This is a genomic window from Providencia alcalifaciens (genome assembly GCF_020271745.1).
Lineage (GTDB): Bacteria > Pseudomonadota > Gammaproteobacteria > Enterobacterales > Enterobacteriaceae > Providencia > Providencia alcalifaciens_B.
The window spans coordinates 3,413,678-3,428,309 of the sequence record NZ_CP084296.1 but is presented as its reverse complement, the minus strand read 5'-3'; the positions used below and the strand labels follow the sequence as shown (position 1 = coordinate 3,428,309).

The 14,632-nt window shown below is 42.6% G+C and carries 11 protein-coding genes; 8 read left to right on the top strand and 3 right to left on the bottom strand.

Annotation, left to right across the window (positions count from 1 at the left end):
* Positions 1 to 21: 21 nt before the first annotated feature.
* On the bottom strand, positions 22 to 3,756 hold the full coding sequence (locus tag LDO51_RS15780; protein WP_225575332.1) for a DUF4132 domain-containing protein: 3,735 nt from the start codon (positions 3,754 to 3,756) through the stop codon (positions 22 to 24).
* Between the two features lie 388 nt (positions 3,757 to 4,144).
* Between LDO51_RS15780 and LDO51_RS15775 the strand changes: the two genes are divergently transcribed.
* The 4 genes from LDO51_RS15775 to LDO51_RS15760 all read left to right on the top strand — a co-directional run bounded on the left by LDO51_RS15775 (position 4,145) and on the right by LDO51_RS15760 (position 7,426).
* Positions 4,145 to 4,576 (top strand): RidA family protein, encoded by a 432-nt coding sequence (locus LDO51_RS15775; protein WP_225575331.1) that lies wholly within the window; start codon positions 4,145 to 4,147, stop codon positions 4,574 to 4,576.
* Positions 4,577 to 4,620: 44 nt separating this feature from the next.
* The gene (locus LDO51_RS15770; RefSeq protein ID WP_225575330.1) at positions 4,621 to 5,589 is read left to right on the top strand and encodes a threo-3-hydroxy-L-aspartate ammonia-lyase; all 969 of its coding nucleotides are present in this window, start codon (positions 4,621 to 4,623) and stop codon (positions 5,587 to 5,589) included.
* 85 nt (positions 5,590 to 5,674) lie between these two features.
* On the top strand, positions 5,675 to 6,304 hold the full coding sequence (locus LDO51_RS15765) for a helix-turn-helix transcriptional regulator (protein WP_225575329.1): 630 nt from the start codon (positions 5,675 to 5,677) through the stop codon (positions 6,302 to 6,304).
* 228 nt (positions 6,305 to 6,532) lie between these two features.
* Positions 6,533 to 7,426, top strand: coding sequence for an alpha/beta fold hydrolase (locus LDO51_RS15760; protein WP_225575328.1), 894 nt, complete (start codon positions 6,533 to 6,535; stop codon positions 7,424 to 7,426).
* Positions 7,427 to 7,489: 63 nt separating this feature from the next.
* Here LDO51_RS15760 and LDO51_RS15755 read toward each other — a convergent pair whose 3' ends face one another.
* A complete protein-coding gene (locus tag LDO51_RS15755; protein ID WP_225575327.1) occupies positions 7,490 to 8,374 on the bottom strand; it encodes a 4Fe-4S binding protein in 885 nt (294 codons plus the stop codon).
* A gap of 370 nt (positions 8,375 to 8,744) precedes the next feature.
* Between LDO51_RS15755 and LDO51_RS15750 the strand changes: the two genes are divergently transcribed.
* The 3 genes from LDO51_RS15750 to ydeE all read left to right on the top strand — a co-directional run bounded on the left by LDO51_RS15750 (position 8,745) and on the right by ydeE (position 11,985).
* Positions 8,745 to 9,902: an iron-containing alcohol dehydrogenase gene (locus LDO51_RS15750; protein ID WP_225575326.1), complete on the top strand. Its 1,158-nt coding sequence runs from the start codon at positions 8,745 to 8,747 to the stop codon at positions 9,900 to 9,902.
* Positions 9,903 to 10,088: 186 nt separating this feature from the next.
* Positions 10,089 to 10,562, top strand: coding sequence for a hypothetical protein (locus LDO51_RS15745; protein WP_225575325.1), 474 nt, complete (start codon positions 10,089 to 10,091; stop codon positions 10,560 to 10,562).
* 235 nt (positions 10,563 to 10,797) lie between these two features.
* On the top strand, positions 10,798 to 11,985 hold the full coding sequence (gene ydeE / locus LDO51_RS15740; protein ID WP_225575324.1) for an efflux MFS transporter YdeE: 1,188 nt from the start codon (positions 10,798 to 10,800) through the stop codon (positions 11,983 to 11,985).
* A 223-nt stretch (positions 11,986 to 12,208) separates the two neighbouring features.
* Here the strand turns inward: ydeE and LDO51_RS15735 are convergent, their stop codons facing one another.
* A complete protein-coding gene (locus tag LDO51_RS15735) occupies positions 12,209 to 13,393 on the bottom strand; it encodes an MFS transporter (protein WP_225575323.1) in 1,185 nt (394 codons plus the stop codon).
* 107 nt (positions 13,394 to 13,500) lie between these two features.
* Here LDO51_RS15735 and LDO51_RS15730 point away from each other — a divergent pair, with 107 nt between their 5' ends.
* The gene (locus tag LDO51_RS15730) at positions 13,501 to 14,400 is read left to right on the top strand and encodes a LysR family transcriptional regulator (protein ID WP_225575322.1); all 900 of its coding nucleotides are present in this window, start codon (positions 13,501 to 13,503) and stop codon (positions 14,398 to 14,400) included.
* The last annotated feature ends 232 nt before the right edge of the window (positions 14,401 to 14,632 follow it).

The following is a 14,632-nucleotide window of genomic DNA, read 5'->3' as shown; positions in this document are numbered from 1 at the left end:
TATGTGTCGCTTAATCAATGATTACCACGGGGTTTTCTTTTCCCATTCAGGGTCAAACCCGCTACAGGCATCCGCGACTTTCAGGTAGTCAGCATAGCTTTCGGCTAACAGGATCGGCGGCACGTTTTTCAGCTCCACATAGCCTCTATCCCACGAGCTTTTTTGTGCTTGGTCGAAGCTCAAGGAATACAACACCGCAGGGATATTTTCTTCTGGGACATAGCTACCACTGAATTCCATATACACATAGCAATCTAGGCTGGAGAAATATTTGAAGTAATGACAGAAACTTCCGCCGTCTTCCGCTTGACCGCGCTGATAACCCATTTTGGTTAACACGCTGCGCAAGGTGAAGGTATCCGTTAGCCAGCCTTTTCTATCTTCGATTTCCGTGAGCGTTAGCGCCAGATCTGGAATGGTGTGATCCATCTGCGAGAATAGGAATTTGACTTTGTAATCTTTAAAGTGAGCAATCCACGCCGTACGGTCTGCGTCTGATAATAACGCCCCATGACCCAGCTTGATGCTGGAATCGGCACTTAATTCAACTTCATCGTCATCAAGGTTCAATAGGCAACCATCATCGGATGGACGGAATTGATTGATCACTTGGTCATCTTTCACCTCTAACCAAACCAATCGTTCAATCAACCCACGCATCACGGGATGATTTTGAATATATTCCTGCCAATCTGCCGTGCTCCACAGACGCTCTGCACACATCGCTTCGTACAGACGTGCAGTTTGTAATTCAATAACTTGCTTAAGCTCTTTTTTGCTGGACGTCAGGAGTTTTTTCGATTCTTTAATCAACTCTTCGTTGTCAGTTTTACGTGCAGCTGGCAGTGCTTTGATCTCTTTACCTTCTGGGTTAAATAATACCAGTTTTTGCTGAGCATCGAGTTTGGCAGTAAACGTACGATCGCCATATTCCAGTACTAAAGTCCCCGTTTCATCCATACCCGCAGTTGGAATGGTTCTGTCTGCCAATTCATCCGCGCTCCAACCGTTACGTTGTGCGATATCCGCAACGAGCCCACGGGCCTTTTCTTGGACTGATGCGGTGCGATAACGGCGCGATAATGATAATAAAAGCTGGATGATCAGCGGATCGTTGCTGACAGCAATCGCGTCAATCATCGCTTCAATTTGAGCGCGGCGCTGGTAATGGTCACGCATATAGTTACGCAGCATGGTCACGGCAACATGTCCTTCCACCCCACAAATCAGCGCGAGCATCCCTTTTTCACTGATAGCTGAGCCTAAATAACGACCTAATACTTCGTTTTTAATCTCGTTAATGGTCTGCTCAAGGGTGAAGTTTTCATACTTGGCATAGTATTCTGGCCAACGTTTTACCCAGTCTTGGTAGTTTTTCAAGCGTGATGGCGCGTCTCTTTGTGCTTCCGCCATCGCCGCTTCCAGTGACGGGCCCGCCACATCTTGGCTAATAAAACTGTTGAGAATAAAGCTGCCTAACTTACGCTGGCTGTCTAATGATAATAAGCTGATATAGCGCTGTAATAGCCCATTACCCGCCGGCATTTTTAACTTCACCGCCAGAATGATCCACCAGCGGATGATGTCCGCATCCACCTTTTTATTATCTTGCCAGGCCATGGCTGGAATGGCTTCCAGATCAAACCATGCCATGCTGGCTGGTGCTTTGGCTTTTAAACCTTTTTGCGCTTCTGCCAGCAGAACTTTCGGTGCTAAGTAACCGGAAATATCTTCGCCAAATTGCTCTAATGCCGTTAATAATGCGGCTCTTACCACTTCGCGCTTCTCTTTTTTCAGCAACGCGTACAGCGGTTTTAGTGAATCTGGGTGTTTTAAGCGAGCTAGCCATTCGATGGCAGTAACGCGGATCTCTTGTTTACCGGAATCAAGGCCTTCTGCCGCATTCACGTGAATACTCGGTAAGGTTTCCAGTAGTTTTTGAGCGCTTAAGCGGTGGGTTTTATTTTCTCCCAATGCCAGTTCCATAATGCGGGGAATAAATCGTGCAGGAATGGTCGGGTATTTACCTAAAATCGCTACCGCGTTGGACGCATCATATTCTTGGTAAGAACGGTGCCCTTGATGCTGCGGGATAAGACCCAGTGCTTCACTTAGGAAATCAGGGTACTGCATAAAGAACGGCCAAATTTGTTCCGGCGCTCTAAATAGCCCTAATCCATCACTGTATGAGCGCAGGCATAAGTCAGCAATTAAACGGCTCGCGTTTTTAAAATGACAGTGCTCAAGCCCTTTTTCTAATTGACGTAAATCGAGCTGCGACAGGATACGAACAGGGACTTCACGAGTGAGTTGATAATGAGAAAAATGTTCAACATCAGAACGGTTATGACTCAGTAAACGCAATGCGTGGAATAGCGTGAATTCCGGTAAATTATTAATGCGCTCTTTGTGTTTGATGACATTGTATCCATGATCAGAGATCACCCCAACACCCGAGTTTAATTTAGTTAATAAGTCCGCACATTCGTCTTCACTGTGTTGACTAAACTCTTTGTAATGGCGTTGTGACCACGTGTATTTATGCTTTTCTTGCTTATTTTCTTCCCGTTCACGCTCAGCATTTTCTTTCGCTTTTTGCAGCATTTCACGGAAGTTAGACACCAAAATATCGACTGCGCTCGCTGGCAATGGCGTATCTTCCATCGGGATAACGTCTGGAATTTCTACCGCTTCCACTTCGCTTGCACAATCCATTACATCAAAACGAGAAATTGCGCTTTCAATACTCTTGAGGACGGTTTTGTTGGTTTCCACTTTTAACGCTGCTTCAAGAATATCTCTATCTTTACCAATACGGGCGAACAGATCCGCCGCTTGCGTACGCTGTTTCGGTGTTCCTTCAAGCAACACTTTGGTTAAATGGGTTTTAACCCCCTCTTCCGGCAGGATAGACATCACTGGCTCAGCCGCTGAGCGCACCGTTTTCAGTGAGCTGGTTGCCAATAGCACGAGAACATCAGCAAACTCGCTATACAGAACTTCGTCTTTTTTCAGTGTGTCAATCAATTGAATCTGACCACTGGCGGATAAATTGCTCAGCAGGCTTTGGCGAATAAAACTTTGCTCAGCAATTAAGTATTCTTTTAAACCTGGAATAGCGAATAATAACGCCATATTTTCGTAGTGATAATCAGACAGGTTTTGTCTATCAAAAATACCGTATAGCACGGTGTTACCTGCTTGTTCCGCTTCATTCTCCACTAACTGACTGAGCAGCTCGTAGTTCCAATGTTTACGGTGTTCATATTTAGCATGCCGTGAATTTTCAAAGGTGGTTACAAACGCATCACACAGTAAATACAGCATCCAAGACGGCAATTCTGGTGTCAGAATTTTGATATTCACCTCTTGGCAAGCTGCCGCGAGCACTTTAGCAAAACGGGCGATCTGCGCGGGCGTAATATCATCACCCACTTTGGAATACAGTTTATGGCGAGCATTTTTACCTTGACGGATCACTTTGCTATACGAGCCGGCATCAAAACTGTGGTTTCCCCACCACCAATCCACCGTTCCCGGTTTGTCTAATAAGATTGTGGCTTTTTCTTTGTCCAACTGCCCCAGTTTCATGAGAATTTCAGGGGAGTTACCCTCAATGACATAATCAAAGAGCGATTTGGGTAAGCTTTCTTCAAATGCAGCGAAAGGAAGCAGGGATTCTTGTAAATATTGTAATCCTGCGGTCACCCCTTTTTCGCCATAAATAGCCAGAAGGTCAAAGGTAATTTTAGCCATGTTAATTTCCTAAATGTAGTTATATAACAACTTCTTATCATTTTTAGTTATTCATCTCAATTTGATTATTCTTATTCCTGATTATTTAACTTTATTGCTTAATTATTCATCTGGAATTAAATACCAATAATTTAATTATTCCCCCGTTATTTTCTCAATTCTTGCTTCAAATCCCCCCGATTATGGAAGATTGGCTAGTCATGTATGAAGTTGTGAGCAAAATGCCGTCTATAACAATTTTTCTCATTTTTAGTCTGGTCTGCTCAGGTATCATCGGCAAATTGACGAGAGTTTTTAGTTCATTTAACCAGCAAAAAAGCCATTGACTAAACATATAATCTAATATTAGACTTATTGTATAAATAAAATTTCCGAATGAGGAAAGTCAATGAGCCGAAATACCGTTTCTACCAATATCGTTTACTCCGATATCATTTACACGAATGCTCCCCAGTTGATCCCACCAAGAGGACACTATTCACACACAGTTACTGCTAATGGTTTCGTGTTTGTATCGGGGCAATTACCCACAGATAGCCAAGGGAATGTCCACGCGGATGCCTCCTTTGCTCAGCAAGCTGAACTTGTGCTAGCCAATTTAGATGCTTGCTTGTCTGCCAGTGGTGTCGGTCGGCAACAGTTGGTTCAAGTTCGGGTTTATATCGCGGATATGGACAACTGGCCGGTGTTTAATCAAATTTATGCCAATTGGATTGGCGAGTTTCGTCCTGCTCGCGCTGTTGCGGGTGTCAATGAACTGCATTTTGGTGCAGAAATTGAAATTGAAGCGACCGCTGTAGCGGTAAACTCGTTGTTATAAAAATCAAGTTATTACCAATCAGCCATTTAATCATGGGGTATATCATGTCTGAATTAACATTACCGACGTATCAAGATGTCGAAGCCGCAGCACAGCGCATTGCAGGTATTGCACATAAAACCCCAGTGATGACGTCTACAACGGTCAACAATGAGTTTGGCGCTGAGTTATTCTTTAAATGTGAAAACTTCCAACGTATGGGGGCATTTAAGTTTCGCGGTGCTTTAAACGCTCTATCACAATTCACCCCTGCGCAAAAGAAAGCGGGAGTTATCGCATTTTCTTCAGGAAACCATGCTCAAGGTATCGCGCTAGCAGCGCAAATGTTGAACATTCCAGCCACCATTTTGATGCCAATTGACTCCCCAGAAGTCAAAGTTGCTGCCACCCAAGGCTACGGTGCCAACGTGATTAAATTTGACCGTTATACCCAAGATAGAGAGCAACTTTGTCGCGATCTTGCTGAGAAAGAAGGATTGACCATCATTCCGCCTTACGATCATGTGGATATTATTGCGGGTCAAGGTACTGCAGCTAAAGAGCTGTTTGAGGACGTTGGCGAGCTGGATGCCCTATTTGTGTGCTTAGGCGGCGGTGGCTTACTTTCTGGATGCGCACTCGCAGCGCGCGCATTATCACCAAATTGCAAAGTGTATGGCGTTGAACCTGAAGCCGGTAATGATGCGCAGCAATCTTTTCGGAGCGGAAAAATTGTGCACATCGAGACACCAAAAACTATCGCGGATGGCGCACAAACTCAACATGTGGGGAACTACACATTTGAGCTGATCAAACAGAATGTGGATGACATTTTAACCGTGACCGATGCGCAATTAGTCGATCGCATGAAGTTCTACGCTGAACGCATGAAAATAATTGTGGAGCCGACAGGTTGCCTCTCTTTCGCTGCCGCCTTAAAAATGAAAGAACAGCTGCACGGTAAACGCGTTGGGATTATTATCAGCGGCGGAAATGTAGACATTAAACGCTTCGCAGAATTAATGTTAGCTTAAGCAATTTATGCCCCTTCTCTATTAGAATTGAAAAAAATAGTTTAATATTTAAAGAGATATCCAAAATAGATGAAGGGGTAGAGTCATGGCGAAACTACAAGAAAACAGTTTATTAGCGCAAATTGAAGCCATAGCACAAGGGTTAAGTAAAACCTTCGCCCCCTTCTGTGAAGTGGTTGTTCATGACCTGAAAAACCCAGAACATTCGATTATTTCGATTCATAACAACCTCTCTGGACGCCAAGAAGGTCAACCAACAACCGAATTGGGTCTCGCCCGTATTGAATCGACCGATTTCCCCAATATCATCGCCAATTATGCCAATCAATTTCCAGATGGACGCCCAGCCAAGAGCACATCCATCGGCATCAAAGATGAAACTGGGCAATATGTTGCCGCATTGTGCCTCAACTTAGATATGACCCAATTTCGCAGTATGCAAAGCATGCTGTCACAATTTACGGAAGTAGGATCCAGCCCAGTCAAAGAGCATCTGGAACCTAATGGCAGCGAGGCGATCCGTACTCGCATCGATCAATATGCCGCTTCCATTGCCGCCACACCGCGAACCCTGAAAGCTGATGACCGCGTTGCTTTAATCGAGATTTTACGCAAAGAAGGTCTTCTTGATATTAAAAAATCCATGGATACCATCGCGCAACACCTTGGGGTTTCACGAGCTTCCGTCTATTTATATGCCAAAAAAGACAGTTAAAATTCGTTAGCAATTTACGTATCGCGATATGGTCATTTGTTGCTGAGCTTACTCTGTTAGTGATCAATTATTACCAGAAAAAAGCTCACTAAGTTCTCTAACAAAGTCGATTTCCTATTAATAACTAAAGTAAATGGCGTTTAAATTAGTAACGATTGTTTTTTTTAGCGCTAGCCTTTCTTGCTGAGTTATTGCATAAATAGCTATCACCAAAAATAGGGAAATAAAATGACAAAAACAGCACCATTAACACTGTATTACGATACCTTTGGTCTGCCTGAACACCCTGCTGTTGTACTTATTGCTGGATTAGGTGGACATAACATCAGTTGGAGATCAGAATTTTGCCAACAAATTGCCGATGCAGGCTTTTATATTATCCGTCCCGATAACCGTGATGCTGGCTTATCACCGCATTTAGATAATGCCCCGCCATTGAATATCGGAGAATTAGCTGAACGCTTAAAAAACGGCGAACATGTTGATGTTCCCTACACTTTATTCGAAATGGCCGATGATATTATCGCTTTGCTAGATAGCTTATCCATCGAGAAAGCCCATATTGTGGGACGTTCGATGGGAGGAATGATAGCGCAAGTGATTGCATCAAAAATTCCGAGCCGCATTCTTTCACTTTGCCCAATTATGTCATCAACTGGCAATCCGCAATTGCCACAAAGCGAACCAGACGTCATGCAAATGCTGATGTCTCCTAGTGTAGATCCTAAACAGGATTTTGAAGGCTATGTTGTAGGGCAACTCGAATTTTATCGCCGCATTGGCTCAACATGTGTGCCGTTTGATGAAGAAAATTGTCGTGACTATATTACACAAGCATTCCAACGAAACTACTCTCCTGAAGGCACTAAACGTCAGCTTGCAGCCGTTGCAGTAACGGGTGATTTGAGGCCTCTCCTCAGTGCCATCACGGCCCCAACGCTGGTGATCCACGGTTCTGTTGATCCATTATTCCCCGTCACTTCAGGTCAGGATATTTTTGATAATATTGAAACGGCAAAATTAGAAGTGATTGATGGTATGGGGCACGATACGCCACCCGCCTTAAACCCTCAAATTGCTGAAATGATTATTGAGAATATGCAAGATAGTGAAGTTAAATAACAAACTTCATTTTATAAATAAGCGCTTAAATAAAGGCGCTTATTTATAAGTTTCATCGTGTATTTATAACCAACCTTGCTGTTTATGTTGCCTGCAAATTGGACACATCGTTTCATCCGCAGTCCATGCCGAAAAAGACAATTGGCACTTCTGACATATTCCATCGTAATAGTGGAAATGCAACGGTTCACTATTTTTTGCCACGTGAGGATGAACTTGAATTGATTTTGGGAAACAAACTACTTGGCAACTCATACAGCCGGTACAACGCTTATCATCTAAACTAAATTGATGATCTTTAAGCTCAATGGCCTGCTCATCACACACTTTTGCGCAAGCGCCACATAAAATGCAGCTTGCGGTATCTAACGCAATATGGAACCAGCTATCTTCTGGATAAAACTGTTTTCTGGCATTCAATCCCGTTTTGACCTTGCCACTATCTAATGGTTGGCTATCTAATTTTTGACGAAAAAGCATTCTGCGCCGCCCACTGTCTACTTCCGTAGGTTTGGTGATGGCCAAACTCCAAATAGGCTCTTGTAATACTTCCAGTTTTAAATTTAATGCCGCTAAAGTGGGTAACCATTTGTCCACCAACGGTTCAGGAATTTGCATACCGCGAATGGCATATTGGCGATGCCAAACAATCAATTCTTCAGGGCTAGCAAGCGGCTCATCATGGCTGATAACTAAAAAGCCATTTTGGTAGGTTCGTTCATGGGGTTGAATATTTTCAATGGCATCGACAGGACAGCTAAACAGGCAGTTACCGCATTGATAACACAGCTCATTATCAATTTTCGCATCCATAAAACCAAATGAAATCGCACCTACAGGGCAACTGCTTGCACAGTTGCCACAAACACTATTTTTCAAGCGCTTATGGACACACTTTTCATTAATAACAGGCTCTGGAGGAAGGTCTAACTGAATGAACCGCCGCATAATGTATTCGTTTACCTTTGATGTTTACCTTTGATGATCAAGCTTAATAGCTTTCTATCATCTTAATGCAACGACTTAAAATTAACATGACATAAATTAAAAATTAACGAGATATGATGACATTGCGGGCAAATACACTCACTTGCTTTAGGATTTTGTCCAATAAAAGTATACGCTGATATTCATTTGGCTCCTTTTCATTCGCTTAAAGTCATTTCATTTTAAATATTAGGGTTACTAGAATAAGGCCCATCAAACTTTTTGATCAATATTTGAATAATTTAGAGTGTATACTTAACCAATATCTACATTTTTAACCCTAATCGATGCCAAATGACATCTCCTGCAATTCCCAATCAAAGGTTTGTATATGAATAATTTTGAGTTTTACAACCCAACGCGCATTGTTTTTGGTGAAGGTAAAATAAGCGAATTAGACCGATTGGTCCCCTCGAATGCAAAAGTCCTTGTGCTATTTGGCGGTGAAAGTGCCCGCAAAAATGGTACCCTCGATGAAGTTGCGAGTGCATTGAAAAATCGCCAAATTGGTTATTTTGGGGGAATTGAAGCTAACCCTCGTTATGAAACGTTAATCAAAGCTGTCGCACAAATTGAACGCGAAGGTTATGATTTTTTACTGGCCGTTGGCGGTGGCTCCGTCATTGATGGCACTAAATTTATCGCTGCGGCAGTCAATTACGCTGGGGATAAATGGGAAGTAGTGACCAGCGGCGGCGCCACTATTGCGCACGCATTACCTTTTGGTTCAGTGTTAACCCTCCCAGCGACTGGCTCTGAAATGAACAAAGGCTCTGTGATCACCCGTGAGGAATTACACGCAAAATTAGCCTTTATGAGTGACAAAGTTTTCCCTCAATTTTCTATTTTAGACCCCGTTAAAACCTACACATTACCGCCTCGCCAAATCAGTAATGGAGTTGTGGATGCATTTGTTCACGTTATCGAGCAGTACCTCACCTACCCTGTGAATGCTAATGTTCAAGACGCATTTGCTGAAGGTTTATTGAGAACCTTAATCGATATTGGTCCGAAAGCCTTAGCAAATCCAACCAATTACGATGTTCGCGCCAATTTAATGTGGACAGCAACATTAGCGTTAAATGGTTTAATTGGTGTTGGCGTACCGCAAGACTGGGCAACCCACATGTTAGGTCATGAAATCACCGTTCTCTACGGTTTAGATCATGCTCAAACCTTAGCCATCATCCTGCCTTCCCTAATGGAAGAAAAACTGCCTCAGAAACAAGCGAAAATGGCACAGTATGCAGAACGCGTTTGGGATATCCGTGAAGGCAGCGAAAAAGAGAAGGCACTAAAAGCTATTGAATTAACAAGAGATTTTTTCGAAGCGATGCAAGTGAAAACTCGTTTTAAAGATTATCAGCTCCACCAAGATATCGTGGAGCCTTTAGTCGAAAGCCTCGTGGCGCATAGCATGGTAACACTTGGTGAGCATCGTGATATTACCCCTGAAGTGAGCCGCCGAATTTATCTCGCCTCATTATAACGACCTTGTTTTATCAAAAGAGCGCATTCTCTTGCGCTCTTTTTAATGATTCGAACAGGGTTTGAAGTTCGCTTTCCTGACCAACCATTTCAGCAACAACGCCGCACATACCGCCATGATCACATTGAAACTCAAGCTTAAGCAGGTTGCTTGACGTAAAGTTTCTAGAGAGTTTTCCTCTTCGAAATGGATCAATCCATACTGCAAGATCACCGAAGCAACCGTCGCACCAACGGCTGCGCCTATGTACTGGCCTATAACTCACAAGCAGACGAATATTTCCATTTCTCACAAGCCGAACCTTACTACCGTAATTTTTTGTATTTATTGTTTATGGACCCGCGTTATCAAGAGCTATTTGCAAACTGGTCACAGGTCGCACAGCAACTATTAGCCAGTTTCCGCCGAGATTATGCACGTACCAAACACGATCCTAATATTAAAAAACTCATTGAAACGTTAAGTACGGAATCATCTATATTCTATGATTTATGGCATCGCCATGAGATTTACCAGCCATGTACTGGAGTCAGAGATATTATTTATCAAAATCGCGCTCAGCAATATGATTACACCTCGCTGACTTTTGATATTGAGAAAGGCAACCGGCTATTGGTTTATATGCCGATTAAATCGGATGATGAGTCAATAATTAATTGATTTTTTATGCAGTTAAGCTGATAGCAGATAACTCTACTATCTGTGCCGCCGCCATCTTTAGCCAGATAATTGGTTGGCTATGGGACAATAGCGTGATCAAAATATTGTTTTGATTTCCCGCCCCAATAACCCGTTTCTTGGCGCTGTAATTTTATGTATTTTATATAACAAAATTACATAACACATTTTTATAGCTGTCGTTTTTATAAAAATATAGCACCTTAGGTCGTGAGCCATGTTTTCGAAATCCAATATCTCTAATACTGCACTGCTCGCGTCTTCGCTGCTATTAACCATCGGACGCGGCGCCACATTACCATTTATGGCGATTTATCTGACACGTCAATACCATATGGCGATCGACATCGTCGGTATTGCTATGACTATCGCCTTAACGGTCGGTGTATTATTCAGTATGGGATTTGGCATGCTGGCGGACAAAGTCGATAAAAAACGCTGCATGCTGATTGCCGTGGTCGCGTTTATTTGTGGATTTATCGCAATTCCGCTCATGAACAATGCACTATTGGTGATTATATTTTTCTCGCTGATTAACTGCTCTTATTCTGTTTTTTCGACTGTTTTAAAAGGTTATTTTGCAGATACTTTGGCTTTATCCTTAAAAACCAAAGTGTTTTCGCTCAACTACACCTTTATCAATATCGGCTGGACAGTAGGACCGCCAATAGGTACATGGCTATTAATGTACAGCATTAATTTACCTTTTTGGCTGGCCGCTGTGTCCGCTGCCGCCCCAATCTTTTTTATCCAGCGTTTTGTTCAAAGCACTAAACCTGCTAGCCATGTCGATGGTCAACCTAGAGTGTGGAACCCCAAAGCGATGCTCCACGACCGTGCACTGGCTTGGTTTATTCTCTCCACATTTCTCGGTTCACTCGTTTTCGGCTCTTTTACCACGTGGATCTCCCAATATGTGATCACCATTGCTAACAGTGACTTTGCACAAGCGGTGATTGGCGTAATTTTACCCGTCAATGCCGTCGTCGTTGTCACACTGCAATATACGGTGGGCAAGCGCATTACGCAGGATAACTTAAGACGCTTGATGACCATTGGTAGCATATTCTTTTTAGGGGGGTTATCGGTCTTTATGGGTTCTGGAGATAACCTCTATTTATGGGCGTTAGGCTCATTTATCTTCACTTTGGGAGAATTGATTTACGCACCGGGGGAATATATGTTAATTGACAGCATTGCCCCTGAAGGCATGAAATCCAGCTATTTTTCTGCTCAATCGTTGGGGTTACTTGGCGGAGCATTTAACCCAATGATGACGGGCTTCGTTCTAACTGAACTTCCTCCGTATTTTATCTTTATTATATTAATGGCGGTGACAGTGCTGGCATGGCTGAGTATGCTTAACGGCATGCGAATTAAAAATAAACAAACGCTCGCATTGTAATTGCGGTAAACGTAATCCGCTGTATAGATGATATTCCTTATACTTACTTGCCCGCTAATGGCTATCATTAGCGGGTTTCTTTTTTCTATTTCAAGATGCTCATCTTGAAGGCTACTCATTTGTGATACATTAATTTTTCGTCGACATTTATTTAACCCTTTACTGATTTTACCGTGATCAGTATTTCTAGTTATTATATGCCGAACACTCTAAACCTTGCTTTTTAATTCGCACTACACATCATGTCCTGCGTTTGTATTTCACTGTTTTTTCGACGCACGATCAGCAAAATCACCATAAACCCGACTATCGCCAATAATGCTCCCATAAAACTCATCATCATGTAGCTGTAGCCATGGGATAAAATCGCCGCACCAACAGCCGCTCCAATGGCATTTCCCAAATTAAATGCTCCAATATTCACGGAGGATGCTAGCGCTTGCGCGCCAACGGCCGCATTCATCACTAAAATTTGAATTGGTGGCACTAATGCAAAGCTGACAATGCTCCAGAATAATAAACCAATGGTTGCACCAGCGATATTTGTCGCAATTATCGGGAACACCATCATGCTTATTGCCGATAATACAAACAAGGTTAATAAGGTTGGATATAAATTTTTATCCGCAAAATAGCCACCAAGATAATTACCGATACTAAAACCAACGCCAATTACCATTAACATCATTGTAATTGTCTGATCTGATGCTTGAATAAAACTCATCAACATTGGCGTTATAAACGTATATAAGGTAAACATTGCACTTGCTCCGAGTACCGTCGATAACATACCTAACATCACTAATGGGCGTCTTAATATACGCAATTCGTTTTTAACGTTAACCTGACTACCTTGTAGATGCGCAGGAATAGCAAAAATTAAACTAGCGATTGTGAGTAATCCAATACCCGAAATTAAATAGAATGCCTCACGCCAACCGATTAATTGCGTTATTTTAGTGACTAATGGAACTCCACCAATGCCCGCGATGGTCAGCCCCATAAACATCGCCGCAATCGCACTCGCTTGTTTACCCGCAGGAACCACACTGGCCGCCACAATTGCACCTAAACCAAAAAATGCACCGTGATTTAGGCTAGTAATCAACCTTGAAAGTGACAGCGTCACCAAGTTGGGCGCTAAACCCGATAATAAATTCCCCACCGTGAAAATCGCCATTAAAAAAACCAACGCAATTTTTGGACGCTGACTCACTAGCAATAGCGTCATGATCGGTGCTCCAATCATTACCCCTAGCGCATAAATCACCACAATCGCACCGACAGAAGGAATACTTTCATTAAGGTTTTCAGCGATATAGGGAAGCATTCCCATCGGAGAAAATTCGGTAATGCCAATGGCGAATGCCCCAACAGATAACGCGAGCAATGCTGTATTTATTCTCATTTTTATGCCTTATAAACCAATCTCAATTGACCGGCGGCAATTCTTCCATATTGAAAGCGAGTGAAAAACCCTTTATGGTGAGAATAACTTTTGCGGAAACTGCAATAATGAAAATTACATTAGAAGAGCTCCAGACATTTATCAGCGTGGTCGATTATGGCTCCATTACGGCGGCAGCCGACCAGCAGTGCATGACGATATCTACCGTTAGTCGCGCATTATTGCGCTTAGAAGAGAAAGTCAACACTACGCTGCTTTACCGAACTACTCGCGCAATTAAACTCAGTGATGAAGGTGCCGCATTTTTGCAAAAAGCGCGAGAAATAGTCAGGCTAGCTCAAGAAGCAGAAGATTTGCTGTCTGCTCGCCAATCAATTCCATCAGGTAAGCTACGCATTGATGCCTCAACCCCATTTTTAACCCATGTTATCGCTCCGCTGATCCCATTATTTTATGAGCGCTATCCCCAGGTTGAATTAGAAATAAATAACTATGAAGGTGTGACAAACCTATTAGAGAAAAAGACGGATGTCGCGTTTAGAATTGGTACGTTAAAGGATTCTTCACTCAGTGCAACACTATTGGGTTATACCCAAAAAAGGCTGGTTGCTAGCCCTGCTTACTTAGAAAAATATGGAATACCGGAAACGATAGAGGATCTCAATAAGCATTGTTTGCTCGGTTTCACCACGCCAGAGTCATTAAATTACTGGCCACTTGAAAACGCCGATGGCAGCTTACTCAAAATTACCCCCAATATCGCCTGTGCCAGCGGCGAAGTACTGCATCACTTAGCACTGCAAGGGACGGGTATTCTCTCGTCTTCCGATTTTGTAAGTTTAGATGCTTTTGCCAATGGCGGGCTCGTGAAGGTGCTAGAACAAAAAACGGTAACAATAAAACAGCCGATTAATGCTGTCTATTATCGCAATCACGCCGTTTCACCAAGACTACGTTGCTTTATTGATTTTATTAAAAAATATTCGACAAAAATCGACCCGAGTTAATTATTATTCACTCTTTTTTAAACTCACTTAATATCGTACCTGTATGTTGTTTAAAACGGCGGCATAAATACGAAATATCTTCAAAAATTAATTCATCAATAATGGCAGTCACAAGTTTAATTACCCTTATTACGTTATCTCAAAAAGATAGCGTAATCCTTCAATGCCATAATCTTGCAGTTTATCTGACTTTTAGCATGGATTTTGTAACAATCTACTGCAATATAATGAA

Coding starts and splice junctions, on each gene's coding strand:
- LDO51_RS15780 (WP_225575332.1), bottom strand. CDS start 3,756: ATGGCTAAAATTACCTTTGACCTTCTGGCTATTTATGGCGAAAAAGGG.
- LDO51_RS15775 (WP_225575331.1), top strand. CDS start 4,145: ATGAGCCGAAATACCGTTTCTACCAATATCGTTTACTCCGATATCATT.
- LDO51_RS15770 (WP_225575330.1), top strand. CDS start 4,621: ATGTCTGAATTAACATTACCGACGTATCAAGATGTCGAAGCCGCAGCA.
- LDO51_RS15765 (WP_225575329.1), top strand. CDS start 5,675: ATGGCGAAACTACAAGAAAACAGTTTATTAGCGCAAATTGAAGCCATA.
- LDO51_RS15760 (WP_225575328.1), top strand. CDS start 6,533: ATGACAAAAACAGCACCATTAACACTGTATTACGATACCTTTGGTCTG.
- LDO51_RS15755 (WP_225575327.1), bottom strand. CDS start 8,374: ATGCGGCGGTTCATTCAGTTAGACCTTCCTCCAGAGCCTGTTATTAAT.
- LDO51_RS15750 (WP_225575326.1), top strand. CDS start 8,745: ATGAATAATTTTGAGTTTTACAACCCAACGCGCATTGTTTTTGGTGAA.
- LDO51_RS15745 (WP_225575325.1), top strand. CDS start 10,089: ATGGATCAATCCATACTGCAAGATCACCGAAGCAACCGTCGCACCAAC.
- ydeE (WP_225575324.1), top strand. CDS start 10,798: ATGTTTTCGAAATCCAATATCTCTAATACTGCACTGCTCGCGTCTTCG.
- LDO51_RS15735 (WP_225575323.1), bottom strand. CDS start 13,393: ATGAGAATAAATACAGCATTGCTCGCGTTATCTGTTGGGGCATTCGCC.
- LDO51_RS15730 (WP_225575322.1), top strand. CDS start 13,501: ATGAAAATTACATTAGAAGAGCTCCAGACATTTATCAGCGTGGTCGAT.